23 protein-coding genes and 3 pseudogenes are annotated in these 26,038 nt (G+C 35.7%); 21 read left to right on the top strand and 5 right to left on the bottom strand.

What is annotated here, in order from left to right:
• The first annotated feature begins 222 nt into the window (after positions 1-222).
• Entirely contained in the window at positions 223-681 is a 459-nt protein-coding gene (locus tag QUF93_RS17515) for a VOC family protein (RefSeq protein ID WP_289359650.1), read from the top strand.
• A gap of 130 nt (positions 682-811) precedes the next feature.
• Here the strand turns inward: QUF93_RS17515 and QUF93_RS17510 are convergent, their stop codons facing one another.
• Positions 812-1,894 (bottom strand): S-layer homology domain-containing protein, encoded by a 1,083-nt coding sequence (locus QUF93_RS17510; RefSeq protein WP_289359649.1) that lies wholly within the window; start codon positions 1,892-1,894, stop codon positions 812-814.
• A 403-nt stretch (positions 1,895-2,297) separates the two neighbouring features.
• On the opposite strand from QUF93_RS17510, the gene QUF93_RS17505 reads away from it, so the two are divergent.
• The 10 genes and pseudogenes from QUF93_RS17505 to QUF93_RS17465 all read left to right on the top strand — a co-directional run bounded on the left by QUF93_RS17505 (position 2,298) and on the right by QUF93_RS17465 (position 12,096).
• Positions 2,298-2,609 carry a DUF3895 domain-containing protein gene (locus QUF93_RS17505; RefSeq protein ID WP_289359648.1) on the top strand — a complete coding sequence of 104 codons (312 nt, stop codon included), beginning with the start codon at positions 2,298-2,300 and terminating at the stop codon, positions 2,607-2,609.
• Positions 2,603-2,728: pseudogene (locus QUF93_RS28905) on the top strand (S-layer homology domain-containing protein); the annotation flags it as partial. The gene QUF93_RS17505 and the pseudogene QUF93_RS28905, both read left to right, overlap by 7 nt.
• Positions 2,729-3,165: 437 nt before the next feature.
• Positions 3,166-3,936 (top strand): DnaD domain-containing protein, encoded by a 771-nt coding sequence (locus QUF93_RS17500; protein WP_289359647.1) that lies wholly within the window; start codon positions 3,166-3,168, stop codon positions 3,934-3,936.
• A 78-nt stretch (positions 3,937-4,014) separates the two neighbouring features.
• Positions 4,015-6,405 carry a penicillin acylase family protein gene (locus tag QUF93_RS17495; protein ID WP_289359646.1) on the top strand — a complete coding sequence of 797 codons (2,391 nt, stop codon included), beginning with the start codon at positions 4,015-4,017 and terminating at the stop codon, positions 6,403-6,405.
• A 183-nt stretch (positions 6,406-6,588) separates the two neighbouring features.
• Positions 6,589-7,611 carry a glycoside hydrolase family 113 gene (locus QUF93_RS17490; protein ID WP_431179013.1) on the top strand — a complete coding sequence of 341 codons (1,023 nt, stop codon included), beginning with the start codon at positions 6,589-6,591 and terminating at the stop codon, positions 7,609-7,611.
• Positions 7,612-7,700: 89 nt separating this feature from the next.
• Positions 7,701-7,892, top strand: coding sequence for a DUF378 domain-containing protein (locus tag QUF93_RS17485; RefSeq protein WP_002084566.1), 192 nt, complete (start codon positions 7,701-7,703; stop codon positions 7,890-7,892).
• A gap of 212 nt (positions 7,893-8,104) precedes the next feature.
• A complete protein-coding gene (gene serC, locus QUF93_RS17480) occupies positions 8,105-9,187 on the top strand; it encodes a 3-phosphoserine/phosphohydroxythreonine transaminase (protein ID WP_289359644.1) in 1,083 nt (360 codons plus the stop codon).
• 12 nt (positions 9,188-9,199) lie between these two features.
• Positions 9,200-10,372: a phosphoglycerate dehydrogenase gene (locus tag QUF93_RS17475; RefSeq protein ID WP_289359643.1), complete on the top strand. Its 1,173-nt coding sequence runs from the start codon at positions 9,200-9,202 to the stop codon at positions 10,370-10,372.
• Positions 10,373-10,385: 13 nt separating this feature from the next.
• Positions 10,386-11,633, top strand: coding sequence for a DUF1015 domain-containing protein (locus QUF93_RS17470; RefSeq protein WP_289359642.1), 1,248 nt, complete (start codon positions 10,386-10,388; stop codon positions 11,631-11,633).
• 85 nt (positions 11,634-11,718) lie between these two features.
• On the top strand, positions 11,719-12,096 hold the full coding sequence (locus QUF93_RS17465; protein ID WP_193647663.1) for a hotdog family protein: 378 nt from the start codon (positions 11,719-11,721) through the stop codon (positions 12,094-12,096).
• Positions 12,097-12,164: 68 nt separating this feature from the next.
• On the opposite strand, the gene QUF93_RS17460 is transcribed toward QUF93_RS17465, so the two are convergent.
• Positions 12,165-13,196, bottom strand: a complete 1,032-nt coding sequence (locus tag QUF93_RS17460) for a S66 family peptidase (protein ID WP_289359640.1) — start codon at positions 13,194-13,196, stop codon at positions 12,165-12,167.
• Between the two features lie 239 nt (positions 13,197-13,435).
• Between QUF93_RS17460 and QUF93_RS17455 the strand changes: the two are divergent.
• A pseudogene (locus tag QUF93_RS17455) lies at positions 13,436-13,759 on the top strand (hypothetical protein); the annotation flags it as partial.
• A 179-nt stretch (positions 13,760-13,938) separates the two neighbouring features.
• On the top strand, positions 13,939-14,208 hold the full coding sequence (locus QUF93_RS17450; protein ID WP_002120652.1) for a 2TM domain-containing protein: 270 nt from the start codon (positions 13,939-13,941) through the stop codon (positions 14,206-14,208).
• A gap of 304 nt (positions 14,209-14,512) precedes the next feature.
• On the opposite strand, the pseudogene QUF93_RS17445 reads toward QUF93_RS17450, so the two are convergent.
• Positions 14,513-14,587 (bottom strand): annotated as a pseudogene (locus tag QUF93_RS17445) (DUF3784 domain-containing protein); the annotation flags it as partial.
• 61 nt (positions 14,588-14,648) lie between these two features.
• The gene (locus QUF93_RS17440; RefSeq protein ID WP_289359639.1) at positions 14,649-15,521 is read right to left on the bottom strand and encodes a LysR family transcriptional regulator; all 873 of its coding nucleotides are present in this window, start codon (positions 15,519-15,521) and stop codon (positions 14,649-14,651) included.
• A 185-nt stretch (positions 15,522-15,706) separates the two neighbouring features.
• Between QUF93_RS17440 and QUF93_RS17435 the strand changes: the two genes are divergently transcribed.
• From QUF93_RS17435 to QUF93_RS17400, 8 genes are all read left to right on the top strand, one after another.
• Positions 15,707-16,435, top strand: a complete 729-nt coding sequence (locus tag QUF93_RS17435; protein ID WP_289359638.1) for a (Fe-S)-binding protein — start codon at positions 15,707-15,709, stop codon at positions 16,433-16,435.
• Entirely contained in the window at positions 16,432-17,844 is a 1,413-nt protein-coding gene (locus QUF93_RS17430) for a LutB/LldF family L-lactate oxidation iron-sulfur protein (RefSeq protein WP_289359637.1), read from the top strand. The genes QUF93_RS17435 and QUF93_RS17430 overlap by 4 nt, the downstream gene beginning before the upstream one ends.
• Position 17,845: 1 nt before the next feature.
• A complete protein-coding gene (locus QUF93_RS17425) occupies positions 17,846-18,538 on the top strand; it encodes a LutC/YkgG family protein (protein ID WP_289359636.1) in 693 nt (230 codons plus the stop codon).
• A gap of 39 nt (positions 18,539-18,577) precedes the next feature.
• Complete coding sequence (locus QUF93_RS17420) at positions 18,578-19,930, top strand: MFS transporter (protein WP_289359635.1); 1,353 nt, start codon at positions 18,578-18,580, stop codon at positions 19,928-19,930.
• Between the two features lie 650 nt (positions 19,931-20,580).
• Positions 20,581-21,420 carry a YitT family protein gene (locus QUF93_RS17415; protein ID WP_002120645.1) on the top strand — a complete coding sequence of 280 codons (840 nt, stop codon included), beginning with the start codon at positions 20,581-20,583 and terminating at the stop codon, positions 21,418-21,420.
• A gap of 272 nt (positions 21,421-21,692) precedes the next feature.
• Positions 21,693-22,370, top strand: coding sequence for a response regulator transcription factor (locus QUF93_RS17410; protein ID WP_289359634.1), 678 nt, complete (start codon positions 21,693-21,695; stop codon positions 22,368-22,370).
• A 1-nt stretch (position 22,371) separates the two neighbouring features.
• Complete coding sequence (locus tag QUF93_RS17405) at positions 22,372-23,748, top strand: sensor histidine kinase (protein WP_289359633.1); 1,377 nt, start codon at positions 22,372-22,374, stop codon at positions 23,746-23,748.
• 430 nt (positions 23,749-24,178) lie between these two features.
• Entirely contained in the window at positions 24,179-24,541 is a 363-nt protein-coding gene (locus QUF93_RS17400) for a YrdB family protein (RefSeq protein ID WP_289359632.1), read from the top strand.
• A 214-nt stretch (positions 24,542-24,755) separates the two neighbouring features.
• Here QUF93_RS17400 and QUF93_RS17395 read toward each other — a convergent pair whose 3' ends face one another.
• Complete coding sequence (locus QUF93_RS17395) at positions 24,756-26,015, bottom strand: MFS transporter (protein WP_289359631.1); 1,260 nt, start codon at positions 26,013-26,015, stop codon at positions 24,756-24,758.
• Between the last annotated feature and the right edge of the window lie 23 nt (positions 26,016-26,038).

Below are 26,038 nucleotides of genomic sequence, written 5' to 3'. Positions count from 1 at the left end.
TAACTACATAAAAATGTAAAAGTAAATTGAACGATGCTTAATTTATAGAATTTCAGCGTTGGGACATGAAGTATAAATCCGGAATATTTATACTTATACCATTGTAGGAAAGAAACATGATACAAAAGTAGGATGATTTAAAATATATTTATTTGTATTATAAAAACAAAATACATCTTTGGAAAATCAGAAGATTACGTATGTAGGGAAGGGAGAAATACAATGATACAAAGCATATACGAAACTCATTTGCATGTAAGAAATTTAGAAAAAGCGATAGATTTCTATCAAAATAAGTTAGGTTTAGCATTAGCAAGAAAACTATCGGAAAGAAGAGTCGCTTTCTTTTGGATAGGAGAAAATAAAAAACAAATGCTTGGATTATGGGAAGTACATACTAATGAAGATTTTGAGACGAAACACTTCGCTTTTCGTGTAGATTTAGAGTTTTTAAAGACTTCCAAATTGTGGTTAGAGGGGCGTGGAATAGAGGTAGTAGGGAGTCAGGGGAAAGGAAATCAAGAGCCAATCGTCCAAAGATGGATGCCAGCTGCAAGCGTATATTTTTTGGATTGTGATGGAAATAAATTAGAGTTTATATCTATGTTATATGATGATCCAGATGAATTAGAATATGCAACTTATTTAAGTGAATGGGATGCGGAGCACCAAGAAAAATAAAGTTTAATCAGTGGGAGTTTTATAGATTTGTATTATGTAAAATAGATAGAAACAAAATAAACCCCCTCAAGAATAAGGGGATTCTTGAAGGGTTTTTTATGCTTTATATATTTATATTGTTTGTAACTTATTAACGATCTTCACGTTTAGATATTTCAGCGCGTTGAATATAACCATCAGAGAAGCTGAAATAAAGAGAATAGCTTCCTCGATTATATATAAAGCCTTCACTAGTCATATCTTCTCCGATTAAATCGGGTTCACCAAACCATTCTTTTAATTCACTGATAGGGATACCCATTTTCACCCATATATATCTTGCGTCCGAAGGGTACATATCAATATTATACTCTCCGTATACTGCTGTAGTAGGTGCATCACATTCTGTACATGGTGCTTGCTTCAAAACATCAGGCACTCCAAATTCTTTTTTTACCTCAGATATATCTTTACGCAATGTATTTAATGTAAATGGGCCAAATGTCCCATCCTGTAAAGCTGTTGTTAACATTTGTTTCAGTTCTTCTTTTGAATTGATGTTGAAATTATAAGATCTGTTCTTTGCTATTGCATTATAGAAAAATTGTGCATACTGCTCACGCTTCACAAGCGTGTTTCCATTAAAATTACCTACCTCGTCACCTTGTGCTATACGGTTACTACGCAGTGTATTTACAGATTCATAGGCCCAATGCCCTTTTGGTACATCTTTAAAATTCCCTTGTCCTTTTAATTCTAAATGAAATGCTTTTTGTAATACTACCGCCATCTCATACCGAGTTAATACATCATCTGGACGAAATGTACCTGTTCCATCACCTGTCATAATTCCAGCTTGCGCAATGGCTTGGATATCCTTTTCAAACATATGATTTGTAATATCACTAAACATATTTCCCTGTTTATCGTCTGCTATTAAACCTAAATGTCGATTGACTAAAGAAGCTACCTGTCCTCTAGTAACATTGTCCCCAAAACCAAATTTCCCATTTCCATATCCCTTATAAATCCCTGCTGACGCTAAGTAATCAATAGCATCTTTTGACCAGTGGTCCTTTGGTACATCTGTAAATACAGTGCTCTCATTGCCAGCTACCTTATAGCTACTCGTAGTTGTTTGTGCATTTACTGTGCCTACCATAGTTGTAGTTGCTATTGCTGCGGTGAGTACTAATCCAAAAATTTTTTTAACTTTACTTGTTTTCTCCACCATTTGCGAAAGCCTCCCCAGTTTAATTTAACTTTATTAAATATACGTATTACACATATACATCTAATACAACTAAATGCATACATCATAATTGTAACATGTAAATAATGATTATTTTTCATTAATTTCCGTAATATGGATAAAATTTCAATAATCTACATGAAATTATAATTTTTAGATGATAAATATTCATCTCTATTTAATAGTGTTAGATGCAGTAAAACGTTCTGTTTTCCAATCTACGATAGAAAACAGAACGTATATTTGGTATAATCAAAACATACTATATGAAACGATGTACATGAGTTTGATATTTATGAAATAAGGTAAGTACTACATAACAATAACTACTCTATAGGATTCAGTTCATGTTATACAAATCAATCGTTAGAAAGGAAAAGAAGTAATGAATCAAATTTCATTTGAAGATTTATTTGAAGAAGAAAACGAAAAAGAAAAGGTGGAGGTAGCTGATATACTAGTACCTTTATCACCATTGCAAAAAGATATTTTGGAATTAGTGGATTCTGAAGAAATAAGTGCACTTGAGCTATGCGAACAATTAATACGATCTGGCAAAATATCAGATGAAAGATTCACAACGAATAAGCCTAAAGCATATGGACAAGTATGCTTACTATTAGAAGGTTTTGTTAAAGAAGGAAAGCTTATTTTTGTCAAAAGTGATGAGAAAAGAGATAGGGTATATAAAAGGTAGTTACTGGTGTTGGAGATAATGAGTTTAATCCTCAAGGTACAACAACTCGTGGTGAATCAGCTGTATTTTTAGTGAAGATGTTATTAGCCTTCACCAATCGGGCTTTTACAGGCGGTTGATCTCCCACCTAAATCCTTTGCGTTCGCCGAACTTTGAGGGGGGAGTCTTACTGCCTCGTTAATGCGGGATAAATTTTATAGAAGGTGTCAGAAAAGGAGCTGTTCCAAATGAAAATTTGGAACAGCTCCTTTTTAGTATTGTAGACAAATTGCTAATATCATTTTATTAATTTTATAGATTCCTTATATAAGCCCCTCATAAGCACCTACCAAGTAATAAATCATTAAACAAAAACAAAAACAAAAACAAAAACAAAAACAAAAACAAAAACAAAAACAAAAACAACTACAAGAACAAAACAAGCGCGAAAAAATAAAACCGTCGTAGTAGTAAAAAAATTTGGAACTCGAATGCCAAAACCGTTTGCCCATTCCTATATTTATATTGAAGGATTGGAATTTTCCTTTTTACTAGTAATGGGCGGGAGGGAAAACTGATGGCGGTGTACCGTAATGTGCAGGTGAATTTTTGGCAAGATGAATTTATTTTAGATTTAACGCCAGAAGAGCGTTATTTTTACATATATTTGTTAACTGGTACGAAAACGAAGCAATGTGGGATTTACATATTACCGAAGCGTTTGGCAGAGCTTGAAACAGGTTACAGTATGGAGACTGTTGAGAAGCTATTGAACCGATTTGTAGAATACGGGAAGATTTTATATGATGCGGAAACGAAAGAGATATTCATAATAAATTGGTTACACTATAATCCTATTTTTAATGCGAACATAGAGAAATGTGTATTACGTGAGCTGAAAACGGTGAAAAGTAAAGAATTCCTACATAAGTTTTTACGTAAATGTCTTGAGGAAGAATGCAAGATTCCGTTATTACTTCAGTATTTTGGTATGCCAGAGGAAGAGATTAGTAGTAATTCACAACAAGAAATTATTCAAGAGAAGGACGATACGGAAGAGGTAGAAAGAGAAGAGGATGCCACTACACATAGTGATATTTACAAGTTTTACGAACAAAATATTAGTAGTTTATCTCCATATATCGTGAAGGAATTAAAGGGGTGGATGCAAAGAGTTTCAGAAAGCTCAGTACTAGAGGCGCTTAAAATTGCGTTTAAAAATAATAAGCGAACATTTGCTTATGTGAAGGGGATTTTGAGGAATTGGTGTAAAAAAGGGCGAGTAAACTTCAGTAAAGGAAAGGAAGCAGTGCGTAAGAGAGAAGTATTTAGTTTGTATGATCCATAACATGAGAAAGTAAGGTTTTTTCTTTTCTAAAAGGTTCTTTTACGATAGAAGCGAATAGTTTGAGAAAGGAGGGGTTATATGGAAGTCGTCATAAAAAAGAAACGAACTAGAGGTAAGAGAATTTTTATTTGGTCTAGTAGTATCGTTCTTTTGTTAGTTATTTGTACTGCGATTTTTTTGAACGTATATACGCTGGGATCTATGCCAAAGATAGATGGAACGATAAAGCTAGAGGATTTACAACATGCTGTTACGGTGAAGCGAGATAGTAAAGGTGTACCTCATATTAAAGCAGAAAATGCACATGATTTATATTTTTCACAAGGGTATGTACAAGCGCAAGATCGTTTGTTTCAAATGGATTTAAGTAGAAGACAAGCTTCTGGAATGTTAAGTGAAGTAGTTGGGGAAGCAGCTGTTGATCGAGATAAGTTGTTTCGAACGCTCGGTTTACGGCGAGCAGCAGAAGCGTCTGCTAGTCAATATGACGGGGAAGCGAAATACGCTTTGCAGTCATTTTCTGATGGGGTGAACGCTTTTATACGCGAAGCGAAAGAGGAAAAGAAATTGCCAGTTGAGTTTACTATATTAGGTTATGAACCTGCTGAATGGTCAATTGTGGATTCTTTAACGATTGGAAAGTATATGGCGTTTGATTTAGGGGGACATTGGCACGGACAGGCGTTTCGATATTGGGCGCTGAAAAACCTTCCGAAAGAGCAAGCAAATGAACTATTTCCGGCCTATCCGAAAGATGCACCTAGATTGCTAGCGGAACTGCAAAATACAAATGTGAATGTAGCGCAAAGTTTTTCAAATACGGTCATTCCCCCTGAGTTTAACGGTAGTAATAACTGGGTTATAAGCGGTGAGAAGAGTGCGTCAGGTAAGCCGATTTTAGCGGATGATCCCCATCTTTCTCTTGCGACACCTTCAATTTGGTATCAAACAAAACTAGAAATGAAAGATTTACATGTGAGTGGCGTTATTTTCGCTGGAGTGCCAGGAGTTATATTAGGCCATAACGACAAAATAGCATGGGGCGTTACGAATACAGGTCCTGATGTGCAAGATTTATATATTGAAAAAAGAAACCCTACTAATGAAAATGAATTTCTGTATAACGATAAATGGGAAAAAGCGACTGTTGTTGATGAATCTATTAAAGTAAAAGGCGGAAAAACAATTCCTTATAACGTTACGATTACGAGGCACGGTCCAGTCATTTCAGAGTTTGCGGATAAGGGGAAAGAAAAAACGAAAACAGTATTCTCTTTAAAATGGACTGCTTTGGAGCCTTCAGCTGAATTAAAGGCTGTTTTAAATATGAATAAAGCAAAAAATTGGGATGAGTTTGAAACTGCTCTTCAAGATTTTCATACACCAACTCAAAACTTTGTGTTTGCATCAAACGATGGCACAATTGCTTATAAAGCAAATGGAAATATACCAGTGCGTAAAAAAGGTGATGGTAGTTTGCCAGTTCCGGGATGGACAGATGAATATGAATGGGAAGGCTATATTCCGTTTGATCAGCTGCCAAAAGTAATAAATCCGAAAGAAGGGTTTATTTCAACTGCAAATAATAAAATTGTTGATGATAATTATCCGTACCATATTAGTAATACGTGGGCGCAGCCATATAGGCAAATGCGTATTCAGGAGTTTTTGCAAGAGAAGGATAAGTATACGGTAAAAGATTTACAGAAGTTACAGATGGATCAAAAGAATTTATCCGGGAAAGAGTTTACCCCTATATTTTTAATGGAGTTAAATAAGACATCTTTATCTAATGTAGAGAAAGAAGGAGTAAAACAATTAACAAAGTGGAACTTTTACGATAGTAAAGATGAAGCAGCACCGTTAATTTTTCATTTATTAATGAAGGAGATTTCAAATACGTTATTTTCAAAAGAAATACCGAAAGATGTGATGGAGTTATTTGAAGGGAAGCAACAAGTTGTCGATGAATTAATTCGTAAGCAAGTAAATGGGGAAAATAGCGCATGGTTTACAAAGTACGGAGGCTTCACAGAAGTTGTACATACATCGTACGCAAATGTAATGAAGAAATTGCAGAAGGAGTATGGATCAGGTGTTGCGGAGTGGAAGTGGGGAGATTATCATCAACTTGCTTTTACACATCCAATTTCGAGATCATCTAGTATATTAGCACTACTTGCATTTAATCGTGAGAAACCAGTTCCAATTGGTGGAAGCCAAGTTACCGTTCAAGCAGCAAGTTACGGAGAGAACGGTATTGTAAATCATGGGGCTTCTTGGCGATTCGTTATTGATACGAAAGATATGTCAAATGGTTATCATATAGTAGGACCAGGACAGTCAGGACATTTTAGAAGTGATTGGTATCATGATCAAATAGATGATTGGGTGAATGGTGAGTATCATACGACTACACTGAATACAGATGGGATAGAAGGAAAAGTGTTAAATTTAGTCCCTAAATAATGTGTGGATATTTTGAGAGGGGATATTTTGTAAAGGAGCGGGAGAACCGCTCTTTTTTTGAATTGTTTTTCTTATGGAATATATGTGAAAAGTTGTATAAAATAAGAAAGAAAGCCAAAAAATTATAGGGGGAAACTTGTGAAGAAAAGTAAGTGTTTAGTACGTATTTTAGGAGTGTGTATCATGTTGTTTTCTTTTTGTTTTCAAGGAAAGGTACAGGCAGATGTAAATACTGTTCAATCCGGAAAAATAAAAGCAGGAAACGTAACTGTATGGGAAGTTGGCAATGTAGCGAAAGTGTTATCGGATGTGGAGCGCTTAAATTTAAATACAGTAAATGTACCGATTCAAGTGGATATTCCGAATGTGACTTCTACTAATATGGTAATTAATCAGGCGCAAAAGAAACAAGCTATTATTTTAATTCAAGAATTATTAAAGCGTAATATTCAAGTTATAGTGGAACCGTTCCCATATATACAGCAAGGAAATGTTGGAGAAACTGAATGGAATCCAAGTAACATTAATGATTTCTTTTGGAATTGGAAAACGGTTGTTTTACAAGATATTTTTAATTCCATTACAAGTAAATACAATGTGTATGGACTAAAAATCGCTTCTAATTTCGTGAATATGGAATATGCAGAAGGATACTGGAGCGATACGATTGATTTTGTTCGTCAGCAGTATAAAGGGAATGTTTTGTATCAAATGAACTGGTGGTTAACAGCAAGCTTTGATCCTTCTTATGAAGCGAAGTTTAAAGAAAAAATAAATCGTCCATATTTGAAAAAGGTGGATATTGTTAGTATCGATAGTTGGTTTGAAGTTTCAGGGAAAAGAAATCCTACATATGAAGAAGTAAAGCAAAACTTATTTGCGACGACAGTATATAATCGTGGGCAAAATGTTGTTCAGCAGCTTGAACAATTACATAAAGCAACTGGAAAGCCAGTTTACTTTGGTGGATTCAACGTTCCAGCGCGTGAACTTGGCTTGCAAAATCCGTGGAACCCAGACGTTTCAAATGTGTTTTCAAAAGATGTCCAATTAAACGGATGGCGCGCTTACCGAGATGTATTAGAACCGAAGCCGTATTTTAAAGGTTTTTCAATTTGGTTTATCGGCTCTAATGATAGTACGCATGCATATCAAATACATAGTAAAGAAGCAGAGGCAGTTATTAACGGGTGGTACCGAAAATAAATTTTTTAAAATAGGCAAGTTTTGAAGTATATTACATATATTTTTAGTGAAAGGCCTTTCACCATCTTATCACCTAGGGGGCAATCATAATGAAATTTTTGTCTTACCTTACAGTAATTTTGGTGATTCTCGGAGGTTTGAATTGGTTATTTGTAGCGTTAGATTACAACGTAGTTGAGAAATGGTTTGGTTCTATGCCGGCGCTTGTGGACACTATTTATTGGCTCTTTGGTCTATCTGCTATTTATCAAATTTTTGATCGGTTCTTTACGAGTAAGTAGCTATTATACTTTTATTACTAGAGTGTTAAGTACGATTATGTACTTAACACTTTTTTATATGTTTATGAAATAATGAAATGTATATGCAAGCGATTCCATTGCGTCTTGCGCCGTAATACTAGAAAAGAAATTGACCATGTCTTGTATTGTGGGGTATAATTCAGAAAGTTTAAAAAATAATAAAAATGAGAAGTAAGGAGGTTATCTGGGTGATGGAGAGAGTATATAATTTTTCAGCAGGACCATCTATACTCCCTTTGCCAGTTTTAGAGAAAGTGCAAAAGGAGCTTGTAAATTATAACGGGACAGGCATGTCTGTTATGGAAATGAGCCATAGATCTTCTTATTTCCAAAGTATTATTGATGAAGCCAGTAGCTTACTTCGTGAATTAATGAGCATTCCTGATGAGTATGAAGTTTTATTTTTACAAGGCGGTGCTTCATTACAATTTTCTATGATACCGTTAAATCTAATGAGTACTTATAAAAGGGCTGGTTATGTACTTACAGGTTCTTGGTCAAAGAAAGCATTGCAAGAAGCCGAAAAAGTAGGGGAAGTACAAGTAATTGCTTCTTCTGAAAAAGAGAAGTTTACTACGATTCCTAAAATAGATGATTTACAAAGTGATGAAAAACTAGATTATGTACATATAACAACAAATAATACAATTGAGGGGACAAAATATGTGGATATTCCACATTTAGAAAGAGTGCCGCTTGTTGCGGATATGTCCTCAAATATTTTATCAGAACAATATGATGTTACGAAGTTTGGCCTTATATATGCGGGTGCGCAAAAGAATTTAGGGCCAGCAGGCTTAACGATTGTAATTATAAAAAGAGATTTAATTGGCCGTGCGGGCCGCTCTTGTCCTACGATGTTAAACTATGAAACTTACAGTAAAAATAACTCCCTATATAATACACCGCCATCCTTTAGTATTTACGTAACGAAACTTGTACTAGAGTGGTTGAAAGAACAGGGCGGGGTAGCTGCGATTGAAGACCAAAATAGAATAAAATCTTCACTTCTTTACAATTTTTTAGATGAATCTAAATTGTTTACTTCACCAGTTGATCCTACGTATCGATCACTTATGAATATTCCGTTTACAACACCGTCAGAAGAGCTTAACAATCAGTTTTTACAAAAAGCGAAAGAACGCGGTTTCGTTACGCTAAAGGGACATCGTTCAGTAGGTGGTATGCGTGCAAGTATTTACAATGCGATGCCAGTGGAAGGTGTTGGGCAATTAGTAGCTTATATGAAGGAATTTGAGCTTGAAAATAGATAGGGAGATGGGGATATGTTTCGTGTTCAAACGTTAAATCAAATTGCGGAAAAGGGTTTGCAAATTTTTGATGGGAATTGCTATGAAATTGGAGACAAAGTAGGTCATCCAGATGGTATTTTACTTCGTAGCTATTCTTTACATCAAGAAGAGCTTTCAGAAGATTTAAAGGCAATTGCAAGAGCTGGTGCCGGTGTAAATAATATTCCTGTTGAGCGTTGTACGGAAAAAGGGATTGTAGTATTTAATACGCCAGGGGCTAATGCGAATGCAGTGAAGGAACTTATTATCGCAAGCCTTATTATGTCTTCCCGTAATATTATAAACGGAGTGAGCTGGACGAAAGAGTTGGATGGGGAAGAAGTACCACAGCTTGTTGAAGCTGGGAAGAAGCAATTCGTTGGATCAGAAATTGCGGGGAAACGTTTAGGTGTTATCGGTCTTGGCGCAATTGGTGCTTTAGTTGCGAACGATGCGTTATCTTTAGGGATGGACGTTGTCGGATACGACCCATATATATCTGTTGAAACAGCATGGCGTCTTTCTACGCAAGTACAAAGAGCGTTTAGCCTAGATGAAATTTTTGCAACATGTGATTATATTACACTGCATATTCCTCTTACAAATCAAACGAAGGGAATTATTGGTGAACACGCTATAGAGACGATGAAAAAAGGAATGCGTCTATTCAATTTCTCAAGAGGAGAACTTGTAGATGAAACAGCTCTTCAAAAAGCGTTAGAAGAAGATACTATTACACATTACGTAACGGATTTCCCGAATGAAAATGTTATAAAGATGAAAAATGTAACAGCGACGCCTCATCTAGGTGCATCTACGTCTGAATCTGAAGAAAATTGTGCAGTAATGGCTGCACGTCAATTACGTGAATATTTAGAGACAGGTAATATTCGTAATTCAGTAAACTATCCAAACGTAGAGCTTCCGTACATTGGAAAAAAACGAATTACAATTATGCATCAAAATGTACCAAACATGGTAGGACAAATTACAGGATGTTTAGCAGAACATCATATTAATATTGCGGATATGATTAATCGTAGTAAACATTCTTGGGCGTACACAATGATTGATATTGATAATGGTATTGATGATATAATTAAAGAGAATATTGTGGAAAATATAAGAAAAATTACAGGTGTTGTAGCCGTTCGAATGATTGTGTAAAGGAGAGAGAAACTTGGCAAATATCCGACCGTTTCGGGCCATCCGTCCAGTAGAAGAAAAAGCAGTGCAAGTTGCAGCTTTACCTTACGATGTATTAAATAGTGAAGAAGCAAGAGAAGTTGTAAAAGGGAATCCATATTCTTTTTTACATGTTGATAAAGCCGAAATTGATTTAGATCCGGCACTTTCGCCGTACGATGATCGCGTATATGAAAAAGCGGGTGAAAATTTAAAGCAATTTATACAAGAAGAAGTGTTCGTTCAAGACGAAGAGCCAGCGCTTTACATTTATGAACTGACGATGCAAGGAAGAACGCAGTCAGGCCTTGTTGTTTGTACATCGATTGACGAGTATGAAGATGATACAATTAAAAAACATGAGCGAACACGCCATGAAAAAGAACAAGATCGTATTCGCCACGTAGATGTGTGTGACGCAAATACGGGTCCTATTTTTTTAACATACCGTACAAAAGAAGAAGTGAAACGTTTAATTGCAAGCTGGAAAGAAGAACATGCACCAATCTATAAATTTACAGCAGAAGATGGGGTGGAGCATGTCGCGTGGAAAATTGCAGATGAAGATGTAATTGCGACTTTAGTAAACGCATTTGAAGACATTCCTAATCTTTATATTGCGGATGGACATCATCGCTCTGCATCAGCTGCAAAAGTAGGAGTTATGCGAAGAGAACAATATCCGAATTACACAGGAGAAGAGGAATTTAATTTCTTCCTATCTGTTTTATTCCCTCATGATGAATTATCAATTTGGGACTATAATCGGGTTGTGAAAGATTTAAATGGCTTATCAGTAGAGCAATTTTTAAAGCAAGTTGCGCAATATTTTTACGTGGAAGAAGTAGGTGTTTCACCGTATAAACCAAATGAGCCAAAATCATTTGGAATGTATATAAACGAGAAATGGTATAAGCTCACTGTGAAAGAGGAAACATTTGATGCGAATGATCTCGTTAGACGTTTAGATGTATCTATTTTACAAGATCATTTATTAAGTCAAGTACTTGAAATACATGATCCGCGCTCAGATTCACGCATTGATTTCGTTGGTGGAATACGCGGGCTAGAAGAACTAGAACGTCTCGTGAATAGCGGTGCTTACACAGCAGCATTCGCATTATATCCAACGTCAATGGAAGATTTATTAGCAATCGCAGATGCCGGAGAAGTAATGCCACCAAAATCAACGTGGTTTGAACCGAAACTGCGCAGTGGGTTGTTTGTTCATTCGTTAAAGTAAATAGACTTCGTTAGTTTTGAAAAACCGAACTGATTTTTAGTTTCGGTTTTTCTTATTTAAAAAGTGTGTTTGAGGAGGGATATCAATGAAATTGCAAGTAGGCGAAAAAATCACCTTTGAACGAACTTTTACAAAAGAAGATGTTGTTTTATTTACAGAGGTATCTAAGGATGAGGGAGTTCATCATGTTACACCAGATGAACAAGGACGATTTGTTGTACAAGGACTTTTAACATCAACACTGCCTACAAAAGTTGGCGGTGATTATAATGTATTAGCGCGCAAGATGGATTTTGAATTTTTACGTCCTGTTTTTAGTGGTGATACAATTCGTTGTGACGTAACAATTGAACAATTTGAACCCGATGAAAAAAATCGTACAAAGATTATTGCGATGTTTACATGTATGAATCAACTTGAAAAGGAAGTATTGAAGGGGAGTTTTTCTGGGATTATTCTTTAATTGTTAGGCGAAGGAAGCAAATGAAATAAGTGTGGGGGAAAACCTCCACACTTATTTAAAGTTTCACTTTATTCCACGCCACTTTCTAAAATATAGAAAGATCTATTTTTACAATCAATTTCTGCCATCGCGCCGTAAGGTAAAATAAACTTTGGTTCAGTATGCCCAAAATTTAAATTATAAAGAATCGGCAAATCTTCTAAATTATGTTCCTTCATAACCTGCAGTATTTCATGTTTATATTCTTCATAATATGTTTCGTCTTTTGGTTTACCAAAAATAATTCCTTTTGCTTTTTGCAGAATGCCTTGCGCTGCATAATTTCGTAACCAATACTTTATATAACTTGGTTCTGGATGATCTTCAGAAGTTTCAAAGAAGAGAATACTATTCTCCCAATATTTTTTCTCAGGCCAAAGCTCCGTTCCTTTTGCAAATTCCAGTACTTCTATACAACCACCCATTAAACGCCCTTGTACAGTAGTAGAGCCTTGAAGTACCTCATATCCGTTGTTTTGCTGCATTGTACGTCTTGTATCCTTATTTATTTCTATCCATTCTAAACGCTCACTCGTCCATTCATGAGCTGGTTGAATCTCGCCAATAGTTTCATTTGAAAAGAGAGTTCGATTTACCATTTCAATTGTATATGGATCCATCTCTACATTTTCGGCAAAATCGGTTAAAATTGCAGGACCGTAAAAAGAGGAAAGACCTGCTTTATGACAAAATAAATGTGAAATAGTAACGTCAGAGTACCCCAAAAAAATTTTCGGGTTTGCGCGTATCACATTAAAATCTATATGGGGAAGTAAACGGATGCTATCTTCACCGCCAATATTCGCAATAATTGCTTTAACGCGCGTATCTTTAAATGCTGTCATTAAATCTTCCGCACGAGCCTGTGGATTGTTATAAAGGTATTCGCTACCTTTTAAGCTATTTGGCATTGGGATAACCGTAAGACCAAAAACTTCTTCTAATCTTTTTACTCCTTGCTCGTAACGCCATCTTATCTCAGAATCACCTGCTCCTCCCCATGAAGGACTTACTGTTGCCACAATATCTCCGGGCTGTAATCTTTTTGGTTTTATTAACATTTTAACTCCGCCCCTACATAATTTAATAGACTACGATTTTACAAACTGTAGCATTGAAAAAATATGATGCATGACATTAGTTTCTTCATCATCAATCAGTTTACCTGTTGTGATTCAATAATTTGGAATTGGTGTTGAATATAGGAATAATCGATTTGTATTTAAAAATCACAGTATGCAACATTGTATGAGAAAGATGGTTGCTATTTTCTATAACATGTAACTATGATGGTTACATGTTGGGCATGCACATGAAAGAAGATGGCTCACCTGATTATGTAATCGGAGAAGTATCAAAAGTAGGAACGATGGAAGATGAGGGAGACGGTGCTACTAAATATGTTGTAGTTGAGTATCCATCGCTAAACGGGAAGAAAGTTATTATTGATGTTTTCTTAACGAAGGAACAAGTATTTAATTCGGGTGAGAAAGTAAAAATTGATATGAAGTATGTGGGCTGGGGTGGAAGTTCTATTAACTGGAACACAGTTGATCATATTGAAAAAGTTTATGAGGCAAAGAACAGCGTTGAAAATAATGATGATGTTTGGATTTGGTCTTAATTAGACTCCTGTAAATAACAAATGTATCATGCAGTACCTATCGAATCATCATATGTATGATAATTCGATGGGTACTTTTTTGTTTTATGTTTTTTTGAGAATAACGGATTTCCGATTAGAATATGATGTTAACACTGGAGCGAAGGTTAAAAATACAATATTGAAAGAGGTGTTTAAGGGTGGAGCGAGATGAGGTTTATTTACGAGCTAAAAAAAGAATGGAGAATTTAAAAGCGTTTTACATTCATTTAACGGTTTATATACTAGTGAACTTAATGCTTTTTTTTATAAATATAAGCTCTGATTCAAGTAAATTATGGTTTTTATATCCACTTGCAGGTTGGGGGATTGGTATCGTTATACACGGATTGACAACTTTTCCATTTGGGATATTCGGAAAAGAGTGGGAAGAACGAAAGATTAAAGAATATATGGAGAAAGATAAGTGAATGTATTTCTGGAATTTATGAATTACAATAGTATAAGTATCTTTTAGAACATAGTATATTTATAAAAAAATCAACTTGAATCTGCTAATAAGGAATGTAATTTGATTATTCTATTTTCAGAATAATGCTGAGCATAGGTTATCGTTTTGCTTCAGTTTAGAAAAATGGGATACAAAGCAGTAAGGTGTGACGCTCGTGGTAAAGACCTTACGGAGGATTTCCATTCATATAAATCTCTTTAAAAAAACAAAGATGAGAAGTCTCTTCTATGACTTCTCATCTTTGTTTTTTCTGTTTAGCAGGATTAATGAGCCATTCTCGTATTCACATAAGCGGCTAATATAACATGTCCAATGATAATAATAGGAGAAATAATTTTGTAAACGAGGTAATAGCGATGGAGAAGCGAAGAGATCTATCGCTACACCTTTAAAATGAATTCATGTACATTCTATAAATCGCTGAGCTCTTTTAGAAAGCTTCCGATCTTTCAGCCATATAATAGATGATTCGGATTGATAAGGGAAATCTATTAAATCTACTATTTTTATAAATTCTTGCGGGATATGAGATACAGCACTTTTCGGCAAAATAGAGGCACCGATTCCAGTCATGATAAGCATAAGAATAAATGCTGAGTCAGGACATTCACATGCTATATTTAACTTTATACCAAGGTGGTTGCATTCATCGATGACGAGCTGATGATAGCTGTTTTCTTTATCTTTATGTAAAAGTAAAAGGGGAATATGACTTAATTCGGTTAGAGGGATTGGGAGGTGTGAATGATATAGTTCCCATTTAGCAGGCATGACTAATACGAATGGTTCCTTTGATAAACAAATACTAGAAAAAACATCTTTATTAAAGGGGGTGCGCAAAATAGCAAATTCGATATACCGATTTTCTAATTGCTCTATTAAGTATAAAGGACCACCTTCCCATATTTTTAAGTTCACATTTGGATAGTTATCTTGAAAATAGCGAATTTTTTCAGAGAGAAAAGGAATGCAAGAATGAAATGCTCCAATAGATAGATTACCCCTTAGCCCTTCACCAGTATCTTTAATTTCCGTAATGGTTTCTTCTAATTGATGAATAATGTTTTTGGCTTTCGTATATAAAATTTTACCTTCTTCAGTCAAATGCATATTTCGACCGTTTCTTTCAAATAAGTTTACGGATAATTCTTGTTCTAGTAGCGATAATTGTCTACTTAGAGGTGGCTGTGCCATATGAAGCCGCTGGGCAGCACGGGTAAGCTGTCTTTCTTCAGCGATTACAATAAAGTAACGAAGTTTTCTTATATCCATGTCAAAGTCCCTTTCTATACCATTTTTGTATACAAAAACAACCTTATAGATAGTTTTCATATAATATTCCACATGATATCATAAACAAAAAGTTTTAAAAATAGAAAATTCTAAAAATTTAAAATTTAATTTAGCAAAGTAATAACTTGAAAATAGATTGTATCGCTTTGAGGGGGGATATTTTTATGAAAGTTTCGTTGTTTATTACTTGTTTATCAGATGTGTTTTTTCCTCAAGTAGGTAAGAGTGTCGTAGAAATTATGAAGCAATGTGGAGTGGAGATAGATTTCCCTGAAGGACAGACTTGTTGTGGGCAACCAGCTTACAATAGCGGATATCAAGAAGAAGCAAAACGAGCAGCAAAGCAAATGATAAAAGCATTTGAACATAGTGAATATATTGTGACTCCTTCAGGTTCTTGTGCTAGCATGGTTCATCATTATTATAAAGAGATGTTTAAAGATGATAGTGAATGGTATGAAAAAGCGGTTTATTTAGCGGATAGAACGTATGAGTTGACGGATTTTTTAATGAATGTACTTGGAAAATGTGATTTGAAATCTAAGTTGGTTGAGAAAGCTGTTTTCCACCAATCTTGTCATATGAGTCGTGCACTTGGGGTAAGAGATGAACCACTTAAGTTATTATCGCAAGTAGAAGGTCTAGACGTAAAAGAATTACCATATTGCCAAGATTGCTGCGGGTTTGGTGGTACTTTTGCAGTAAAAATGAGCTCGATTTCTGAAACGATGGTTGATGAAAAAATAAAACATATTGAGGCGACAGAAGCAAATCTCTTGATTGGAGCAGATATGGGATGTCTTATGAATATTGGAGGAAGATTGCGCAGAAAAAATAAAAATATTCAAGTGTTACATGTGGCAGAAGTACTGGCGAAGGGGCTGAATAAATGAGTGTGGCGGGGGAACTAGGTTTTTTGAAAAGAGTAGATAAAGCGTTGCACAATCCGCAGATGAGAAGTGCGGTACCATTGACACAAGATAGACTTCGGATGGGACGAGAACAAGCTACACATGAATTAGGAAATATTGAAGAATGGCGTGAGGCAGCATCTGAAATTCGGATGCATACAATTGAAAATTTAGATAGTTATTTGGAACAATTAGCTACTAATGTTCGAAAAAATGGGGGGCATGTTCATTTCGCTTTCAAAGCAGAAGATGCCGTATCGTATGTTTCTGAAATCGCAAGAAAAAAAGGAGCGAGATCAGTAATTAAGTCAAAGTCCATGGTTTCAGAAGAAATACACCTTAATAAAAATTTAGAAGAGATAGGGGTAAAAGTAGTAGAGTCCGATCTTGGAGAGTATATTATTCAACTAGCTGGAGAAGCTCCATCCCATTTAATTGCTCCAGCCATTCATAAGACGAAGGAACAAGTAGCAGAGCTTTTTTCTAAGGAAGCTGGAAGAAAGATCCCAGTTGATACGAATCAATTACTACAATTTGCTAGAGAGCAATTGCGTAAAGAGTTTTTAGAAGCTGATATTGGTATTTCTGGTTGTAACTTTGCTGTAGCGGAATCTGGATCAGTTGTTCTTATAAGTAATGAAGGAAATGCTCGCCTTACTACGACATTGCCAAAAGTTCATATTGCTATTATGGGGATGGAACGCCTTGTTCCCACGTGGAAAGATCTTGATGTAGTCGTTTCAATGTTAACAAGAAGTGCTACAGGTCAAAAGATTACATCTTATGTAACTGGAATTAATAGGGCGCGTTTACCTGAAGATATGGATGGACCTGAAGAATTCCATTTAATTATTCTAGATAATGGTCGTTCTGATATTTTAGGAACTGCTTATGAAGAAGTATTAAAGTGTATAAGGTGCGGAGCTTGTGTAAATGTTTGTCCTGTGTATCGTAATATTGGGGGCCATGCTTATGGAAGTGTTTATAGCGGACCAATTGGGGCAGTACTAGCGCCTTTATTAGAAGGATATGAAGAGTTAAAAGAATTACCTTTTGCATCAAGTTTGTGCGGAGCTTGTACAGATGTTTGCCCTGTGAAAATTCCATTACATGACCTTCTCATTGAACATCGTAAAGATGTGGTGGAACAAGGGTTTATAACGAAATTTGAGCAACTGGCCTTTAAAGGTTTCACGTTTATGGCGAGTCACCCATTCGTTTATGAGAAAGCTATTAAAATGGCACACACAGGTTTATCGATATTTGCAAAAGATGGCTATATTGCGAATGGCCCAGGCCCATTAAAAGGGTGGACAGAAAGTAGAGATTTTCCAAAACCTGCGAAACAATCATTCCGTGATTGGTGGAAAAAAGAAAAGAGGGATTCATAATATGAATATGGATGTACAACAATCTTTTTTAAACAATATCGCACGGAAACTAAACCGAGAACGCCGCTCGGGGGTCACTCCTCCCAGATGGAAAAACGATCCACTCAGGCACTTTCCTAAAGAGATAGATCACGAAAGTTTAATAGAGCAGTTTATTGCAAACTTGAATACTTTACATACAGAAGTAAGTCATATATACCGTTCAGAAATAGAGAGTGCACTTCATTACGTTGTACACAAATTTAATGTTCAATCTGCGGTGTATTGGGATGATGATAGATTACATCAACTTGAAATAGGAAAGCATTTAACAGAAAATTTCGTTTCTCATCGAATTTGGCAAAGTAAAGAAGGTGAAAGAGGCCTACGGGATTATGCAGCTCAAGTAGATATGGGAATTACATATGCCGAAATGGGACTCGCTGAGACTGGAACAGTTGTTTTATGGAATGGTGGCGGACGTGGACGTTTAGTTAGCGTTTTGCCAGCAGTTTATGTAGCGATTCTCTCAGAACATACAATTTATAGACGTTTAACAGAAGGAGTAACCAGAGTTCATGAACAGGTTTCGAATGGATTACCTCCCTGTATTAATTTTATTACTGGGCCTAGCCGGACAGGTGATATTGAGATGGAATTAGCTTTTGGAGTTCATGGCCCTGGAAAGGTTCATGTCATTCTATTAAAGGATTAGAGAGAAAACAAAAGAATACGAGGGGGAGTGGGGATTTTGATGAAGAATAAATTTCGTTATTATGTCTTTACAATGCTCACGTTTATTACGATGGTGAATTATATTGATCGAGGGGCCATCGCTTATGCGCAATCTTTCATTATAAAAGAATATGGCTTTGACCCGAAGGAGTGGGGAGCTATATTAGGGTATTTTGGTTACGGTTACATGATTGGTTCTTTATTAGGGGGTATTTTTTCAGATAAAAAAGGACCGAAATTTGTATGGATCGTAGCAGCAACCGCTTGGTCTATTTTTGAAATTGCGACCGCTTTTGCTGGAGAAATAGGGATTGCTGTTTTTGGAGGGTCTGCTTTAATAGGATTTGCTATTTTCCGCGTTTTATTTGGATTAACAGAAGGGCCATCTTTCGCGGTTTCGAATAAGACAGCAGCAAACTGGGCAGCTCCAAAAGAAAGAGCTTTTCTAACATCTCTTGGTTTTGTTGGCGTCCCGTTAGGTGCAGTATTAACTGCACCTGTAGCGGTCTTCTTATTATCTTTTACAAGTTGGAAAATCATGTTTTTTATCCTTGGTATAATTGGGATTGTATGGGCGATTATTTGGTATTTTACTTTTACGAGTATGCCTGAGGATCATCCACGAGTGACAAAAGAAGAACTAGCTGAAATACGAAGTACGGAAGGTGTGCTTCAATCAGTAAAAGCAGAGAAGGAAATTCAAAAAGAGCCGTGGTACTCCTTTTTTAAAGTTCCGACATTCGTTATGGTTACGATAGCATATTTTTGCTTCCAATATATCAATTTTTTAATATTAACTTGGACACCGAAATATTTGCAAGATGTATTCCATTTTCAATTATCTTCCCTTTGGTATCTTGGGATGATTCCTTGGCTTGGAGCTTGTATCACATTGCCGCTAGGGGCGAAGCTATCTGATCGTATTTTACGTAAAACAGGGAACCTTCGTTTAGCTCGAACAGGATTACCAATTATTGCTTTATTACTTACAGCAATTTGTTTTAGCTTCATTCCCGCGATGGACAATTATGTAGCTGTATTAGCGCTTATGTCGCTTGGAAATGCGTTTGCTTTTTTACCGAGTTCATTATTTTGGGCAATTATTGTCGATACAGCTCCTGCTTACTCAGGAACATATAGTGGAATTATGCATTTCATCGCTAATATCGCGACAATCTTAGCCCCGACTTTAACTGGATACTTAGTTATAAGTTATGGCTATCCTTCTATGTTTATCGTAGCTGCCATTTTGGCCGCTATTGCAATGTTGGCAATGTTGTTTGTGAAACCAGGGCAGCAAACGAAGAATGAAAGCTTATTTAACTGGAGAAATAAGAAGGGGTTAGAGGAACCTCGTGCTAATTTTGAATGAGTAAAATAAGGTAAAAAAATGAGTTGTATGCATTTGAAATGAATCCGAATAATGGTATATGAAAAAACTCCTGAATTCGCATACTAATTATGCAAATTCAATGGAGTTTTTTTGTTTGAAGACAAGAGTTCATTACCAAGAAGAAATAAAGACTAAACAAAAAGAAAGCATTTGGATTGCGAGGTGCTTTTAATCAAACGTTATTTCGAATCTACATTAATTAGTGTGGGGAGATAGAATGTAGAATCTAATTAAGAGGATCTCAGGTGGAATTAGTGATGATAGTAATAGAAATCTGCAAACTGAAATAGTAATCAATACCGAGGTAAAAGCCCGATTGATGAGGGCTGATAATCAGTGGGGGGATGAACAAAACCCTCACTGATTAAAGTTTCACTTTATTCGAAGTTTGCGCGAGTAGGTGTTCATATTCATTTTTTAGCGTGAATAGCATGTGAAATCAAAACTTTATTTGTAGTACATAATAAATACAGTTGTTACCCTTTTTAATTACATGTGGATATAGGATGAAGTTGATTTATCATCCTATATTAAAATAAAAATAAACCACTGTTCGATTTGAATATTCCACGATATAATGGTGAGAGTTTATACCTGAAGAAATATTTACATAAGAAGTGGGGTACTGTATGAAGAAAAGAACGACAGACATTATTTTTATTATTATTGGTGCATTCCTTTTTGCATTAGGTGTGAATTTGTTTGTTATCCCGAACGAGTTCGGTGAAGGCGGGGTAACAGGTATTACGATTATTACCTACTATTTATTTGAGTGGTCACCAGGTTTAGTCAACTTAATTTTAAATGCGATTTTGTTAATAGCCGGCTATAAATTTTTGAATAAAATCACAACGATTTATACGATTATTGCTGTAGTTACTAACTCGCTATTTCTTCATTTGACAGAGGGCTGGACCATTCCTTCGGATGAAATGCTGGTAAATGCTATTTTTGGCGGAGTATTTATAGGGTGCGGTATCGGTCTAATCATTCGTGTTGGCGGAACAACTGCAGGTACTACCATTTTAGCAAGAATGACGCATAAGTACTTAGGCTGGAGCATTAGCTATGGTCTATTGTTCTTCGATTTAATCGTTGCTTTTTCATCTTATTTCATCATTGGTGCAGAAAAGCTGATGCTAACAGTTATTATGTTATATGTAGGAACGAAAGTAATGGAATTTGTAATTGAAGGTTTGAATCCGAAAAAGGCCATTACGATTATTTCTGATAACCCGAATGAAATTGCCAAAAAGGTGACTACCTTAATGGACAGAGGGGTTACTGTGTATTCAGGTCATGGCTATTACACGAAAACTCCGAAAGAAATTCTTTATATTGTTATTAATAAGCAAGAAGTAGTGAAGCTAAAGCGGATTGTTCAAACTACGGATCCTGCTGCTTTCATCGCTATACACGATGTTCGTGATGTGTTCGGAGAAGGATTTGTTGATATTACTAAGGCTTAATAAGAGTTAGGAATTGTTTTTAAAAAGGTAGAAAACGATCAATCTTTTTTATGAAACTTAATTTTAATGCTAAAATATGAGAATCTATTTTGAACAATCTTTTTTTCAAAATAGATTCTTTTTATTTATCGTAAAATGTTGGTTTGTAGGGGATTATTTATTAACCTTTATTCCAAACAACTGTTTTATAGCATTTTGTTTTTCTTTTTCTTGCAAAAAATCCAATTGTTTCTTAATGTAAGGATGTAGAAGGATGAACGAGAGAGGGTTTAATGAAGATGATACATATTTTATTAGCTGATGATGATAAGCATATTAGAGAGTTATTACATTACCATTTACAAAAAGAGGGGTTTAAAGTTTTTGAGGCTGAAAATGGAAAGGTAGCGCAAGACATATTAGAGAAAGAAAATATTCATCTTGCGATAGTAGACGTTATGATGCCGTTTGTGGATGGCTATACGTTATGTGAAGAAATTCGTAAGTATCATGATATACCTGTTATTTTATTAACTGCAAAAGATCAGTTAGTGGATAAAGAAAAAGGATTCATTTCTGGTACGGACGATTATATTGTAAAACCATTTGAACCAGCTGAAGTGATATTCCGTATGAAAGCATTATTGCGCCGTTATCAAATGCTGAGTGCTGATATTATTACGTTGCACGGAACGACAATTGATCGTAAAGGTGTTGAAGTAAAATGTAACGGTCAAACGATTTTGCTTCCATTAAAAGAATTTGAATTATTATCGCAACTTGCTAGTTATCCTGGAAGAACATTTTCAAGAGAAGAATTAATTGAGTTAGTATGGGGAATGGATTTTGAAGGGGATGAACGAACAGTCGACGTTCATGTGAAGAGACTGAGAGATCGTTTCTCAAAACGAACAGATGATTTTCAAATTAAAACAGTACGCGGACTCGGTTATAAGTTGGAGTTGAAATAAGATGAAATCATTATATTCTAGATTTGTTTTTATGACGGTTGGGATTATGCTACTGAGTAGTATTATCGGCTTTTTATTAACAAATGTGTACTATCAAGTAAAGCTAAAACCGTATAACAGTGAAAAGATTTTAACGTATGCTGAGGAAGTAAAATCATTATATGAAAAGCAAAGTGAAGAGAATAAAGAGGCATACTTACAATCTATTGCGAAATTAGGATATGAAATTTATATTGTCGATGACCAAAAGAATGGAAAGCGTATCGGCAATGCGTTTCGTAAGACGTCTATTAGCGATGAAACCGTTCATAAAGTATTGAATGGCGAAACGTTTAATGGCGTTTCCACATATCCGACCCGCCTATTTATTACAGGTTTCTTCGATAATGAATTAATTAATAGTGTCGGTGTACCAGTAAAACATGGGGATAAACAGTACGCTTTATTTATCCGTCCTGACATTCAGAACCAATTTGGCGAGATGCGAATTTTCTTAGCGGTATTACTTGTGTTTATCGTGCTATTAAGTATCGTTTTTATAGCAATTGCAGCAGGTTATATCGTTCGTCCTATTCGTAAATTTACGAAGGCTACGCAAAAAATTGCGAGTGGTGAATATGAAATTGAATTAGATGTAAAACGAAAAGATGAAATTGGTACGTTATCTACAAACTTTCAAAAGATGACGAAAAGTATAAAAGAATTGGATGAAATGAGACAAGAATTCGTTTCGAATGTCTCGCATGAATTTCAATCACCGCTTTCTTCTATACAAGGTTTTTCGAAAACATTGCAAACAGAAAAGATGAGTGAAGAAGAAAGAAACCATTACTTACGAATTATTGAAGGCGAAAGTAAGCGAATGTCTAGTTTGTGTAAACAGTTACTTACGCTAGCTTCTTTAGATAAAGAAGAAAAAGTTCTACAAATAAAAGAGTTCAATTTGCAGAAGCAAATTAAAGACGTCATTTTTATGCTCGAATGGAAATGGCGTGAAAAAGATATCGCTGTTGAATTTGATGTACCAGACATTACAATACAAGGTGATGAAAACTTACTTCATCAAGTATGGAGTAATATTTTTACGAATAGTATTAAGTTCTCAAACGATGCTGGGACGATTGAATTTGTTGTGGAAGAGTTAGAGTCCAGTATTGTAATTTCTATATCAGACAACGGAATCGGTATGGAAAAAGAAGAAATGAATCGTATTTTTGATCGTTTCTACAAAGTAGATACAGCGAGAGCGAGAAACGTAGAAGGTAGCGGATTAGGGTTATCGATCGTACAGAAAATCGTTGAACTGCATCAAGGAACAGTTTCAGTATATAGTACGAAAGGGGAAGGGACGACTGTTCGGGTTGAGCTTCCTAAATAAATGCAAGGGAAGAGGCTGTTTGGAACGGCCTCTTTTTTTTGTTCGTTAGTCTATGTGTAAAGTGAAAAAAGTTGTTTGAAAATATGCGAGTCATTCTATTCCACAATTGGGCCATATTCTTGAATAAGGAAGGAATTTATATGAACTATCTTTAAATTGTAATTTATTCTAGAAAAAGTCATCGTTGTTGAATAAGGTACAAATATATATCCCAACCAGTACGTGCCTATTATGTAATTCACTTAAAGGATATAAAGAATAAAAAGGCTCTAATATTGAATAAGAATATAAAAGGCGGAACTTATTTGAAGATTTTTGAAATGATTGTTATTAAGTTAAATGGCAGGATTTTAGAATATGACCGAAACATATTATATATAAAAAAATTAAAACTAGTTTCTTAATTCTTTTTATTGGGAGGAAGAGTCGGATGGAAATAAAATGGATAGGTGTTAGCGTCCTCACCGGATTCTTTCTACTGGAGCTTGGTGCAATGGCTGCGTTCAGTTACTGGGGTTATCATATCAAGACAGGGGCAGCGGGCAAAATTATACTCGCGGTTGCCACGCCACTAGTCATAGCCACTCTATGGGGTATGTTTCTCTCCCCGAAGGCGTCGCTCCCCATCTTCTCCTTCCCCATACGAACTACGCTTAAGCTGGTTGTGTTCATTGTTGCTTCCGCAGCTTTGTACGCAAGTGGGCAAAGCGCGTTCGCAGTTACTTTTCTGACGGTGTCCCTTCTTATCGTGGCAGCAGTCTTCATCTTGAAGCTTCATAAAGTAAATATGTGAAGTGGATTAGTCTAAAAACGAACTTCAATAACCGGGCGCTATTGTTGAATAAAACTTAGATTTTCAAACGGCTTTATTGTAGTGAAGTATTTTACATCCAAAATTAAACAAGCATAACTCCGTCCTAAATTTAGAACGGGGTTATGCTTGTTTGAACTTTTAAAATTAAATAATTTTATCTCTACACATTGGATTAGATAATATTTTCTTTCTACTATAAAGCAGTACCTTTCACCCGTTCTTCCTTAAACCGAAGCTCAAAAGTATCCGCTGTAATTTCATCAGCTTTTGGCAAAGCCCGTAATTTCGGATGAAGTAGCCATACGAGAGAAATAAATAAAATCCCGATGCTAGCGAGCGCGAAAATGAGTTGGCTACTATATACATTCGCAGTGTATCCGCCAATTAAAGAACCAAGCGGCATAGCAATTGTGCCCATACTCCGTGTGACTGAATTGATGCGCCCAAGATATTGGTTTGGAATTACAATTTGACCAATTGTCGCAAATAATATGTTGGTCGCACCAATTGGTATCCAAGCTAGGCCGAATAAGAAAATTGATAACCATTGAAAAGGTACAATCGTAGAGAGAAACCAAAAGACAGCACCAGCCGCAAAGCTAATAATGGAGACACGGCCAACATTATGTTTACCAACCCATGAACTGAATAGTGCTCCAATTAAACAACCGGCGGATATAGCGGCTAAAAAGAAACCATATAATTTCACACCGCCTAAAGAGTCAGTAAAAGAAGGGAGTATTGCCATCGTCATACCGATTGAAAAATTAGCGACAACGGAACCGATTAAGAAGACGCCCATCAATGAACGAAAGACGATGGAAAAGCCTTCTTTTAAGTCAGAGAAATATTGTTTAGTTGACAGTGATGTGCCTGCTTCGGTTTGCTTTGGCATTTTTAATGAAAAGAACAAAAGGGCAGTAATCGCGAATGTAAAGGAGTCGATCACATATAAAGTAATTGCGCCAAATAGTGCTACTAATATTCCAGAAAGAGTCGTACAAATTAAATCAATGCCTTGATATGCAAATGAGAAAAGTGAATTTCCTTTTAATAATTGTGTTTTATGCAGTAGAAGTGGTAAAGCTTTTGATTGTGCGGGATAGGCGAATTGTTCGATAAAGGCTACGATGGGCATGATGATGAGTAGTAGTTGGACTGTTAATAGGTCGAAGTAGTGTGTAATTGGAATGATTAAAATAAGAATGCATTGCAGGACTTGTGTGATTACGAGGGTGATTTTTATTGACCATCTGTCAACAAATGGACCAGTAAGAAATTGAAGTGCAGAAGGTAATAACGTAAGAAAACCAGCTAATCCAGAATAAAAAGGACTGCCACTTAGTTTATATACGAGCCACATCGCGGCTACATAATACAAGCTGTCTCCTATGTTTGTAAAAATTCTCCCTAAAAATAATAAGAGGAAATTTCGGTTTTTTAATATGTCCATTTAATCTACTCCTTTGAAATAAA

The sequence above is a fragment of the Bacillus hominis genome, from assembly GCF_030348325.1.
GTDB lineage: Bacteria > Bacillota > Bacilli > Bacillales > Bacillaceae_G > Bacillus_A > Bacillus_A hominis.
Note: the sequence above shows the minus strand (reverse complement) of the source record. Positions and strands in the feature narration are given on the sequence as shown.

Bases quoted from the DNA above. Each gene is read 5' to 3' on its own strand.
- QUF93_RS17515 (WP_289359650.1), top strand. From the start codon at position 223: ATGATACAAAGCATATACGAAACTCATTTGCATGTAAGAAATTTAGAA.
- QUF93_RS17510 (WP_289359649.1), bottom strand. From the start codon at position 1,894: ATGGTGGAGAAAACAAGTAAAGTTAAAAAAATTTTTGGATTAGTACTC.
- QUF93_RS17505 (WP_289359648.1), top strand. From the start codon at position 2,298: ATGAATCAAATTTCATTTGAAGATTTATTTGAAGAAGAAAACGAAAAA.
- QUF93_RS17500 (WP_289359647.1), top strand. From the start codon at position 3,166: ATGGCGGTGTACCGTAATGTGCAGGTGAATTTTTGGCAAGATGAATTT.
- QUF93_RS17495 (WP_289359646.1), top strand. From the start codon at position 4,015: ATGGAAGTCGTCATAAAAAAGAAACGAACTAGAGGTAAGAGAATTTTT.
- QUF93_RS17490 (WP_431179013.1), top strand. From the start codon at position 6,589: ATGTTGTTTTCTTTTTGTTTTCAAGGAAAGGTACAGGCAGATGTAAAT.
- QUF93_RS17485 (WP_002084566.1), top strand. From the start codon at position 7,701: ATGAAATTTTTGTCTTACCTTACAGTAATTTTGGTGATTCTCGGAGGT.
- serC (WP_289359644.1), top strand. From the start codon at position 8,105: ATGGAGAGAGTATATAATTTTTCAGCAGGACCATCTATACTCCCTTTG.
- QUF93_RS17475 (WP_289359643.1), top strand. From the start codon at position 9,200: ATGTTTCGTGTTCAAACGTTAAATCAAATTGCGGAAAAGGGTTTGCAA.
- QUF93_RS17465 (WP_193647663.1), top strand. From the start codon at position 11,719: ATGAAATTGCAAGTAGGCGAAAAAATCACCTTTGAACGAACTTTTACA.
- QUF93_RS17460 (WP_289359640.1), bottom strand. From the start codon at position 13,196: ATGTTAATAAAACCAAAAAGATTACAGCCCGGAGATATTGTGGCAACA.
- QUF93_RS17440 (WP_289359639.1), bottom strand. From the start codon at position 15,521: ATGGATATAAGAAAACTTCGTTACTTTATTGTAATCGCTGAAGAAAGA.
- QUF93_RS17435 (WP_289359638.1), top strand. From the start codon at position 15,707: ATGAAAGTTTCGTTGTTTATTACTTGTTTATCAGATGTGTTTTTTCCT.
- QUF93_RS17430 (WP_289359637.1), top strand. From the start codon at position 16,432: ATGAGTGTGGCGGGGGAACTAGGTTTTTTGAAAAGAGTAGATAAAGCG.
- QUF93_RS17425 (WP_289359636.1), top strand. From the start codon at position 17,846: ATGAATATGGATGTACAACAATCTTTTTTAAACAATATCGCACGGAAA.
- QUF93_RS17420 (WP_289359635.1), top strand. From the start codon at position 18,578: ATGAAGAATAAATTTCGTTATTATGTCTTTACAATGCTCACGTTTATT.
- QUF93_RS17415 (WP_002120645.1), top strand. From the start codon at position 20,581: ATGAAGAAAAGAACGACAGACATTATTTTTATTATTATTGGTGCATTC.
- QUF93_RS17410 (WP_289359634.1), top strand. From the start codon at position 21,693: ATGAAGATGATACATATTTTATTAGCTGATGATGATAAGCATATTAGA.
- QUF93_RS17405 (WP_289359633.1), top strand. From the start codon at position 22,372: ATGAAATCATTATATTCTAGATTTGTTTTTATGACGGTTGGGATTATG.
- QUF93_RS17400 (WP_289359632.1), top strand. From the start codon at position 24,179: ATGGAAATAAAATGGATAGGTGTTAGCGTCCTCACCGGATTCTTTCTA.
- QUF93_RS17395 (WP_289359631.1), bottom strand. From the start codon at position 26,015: ATGGACATATTAAAAAACCGAAATTTCCTCTTATTATTTTTAGGGAGA.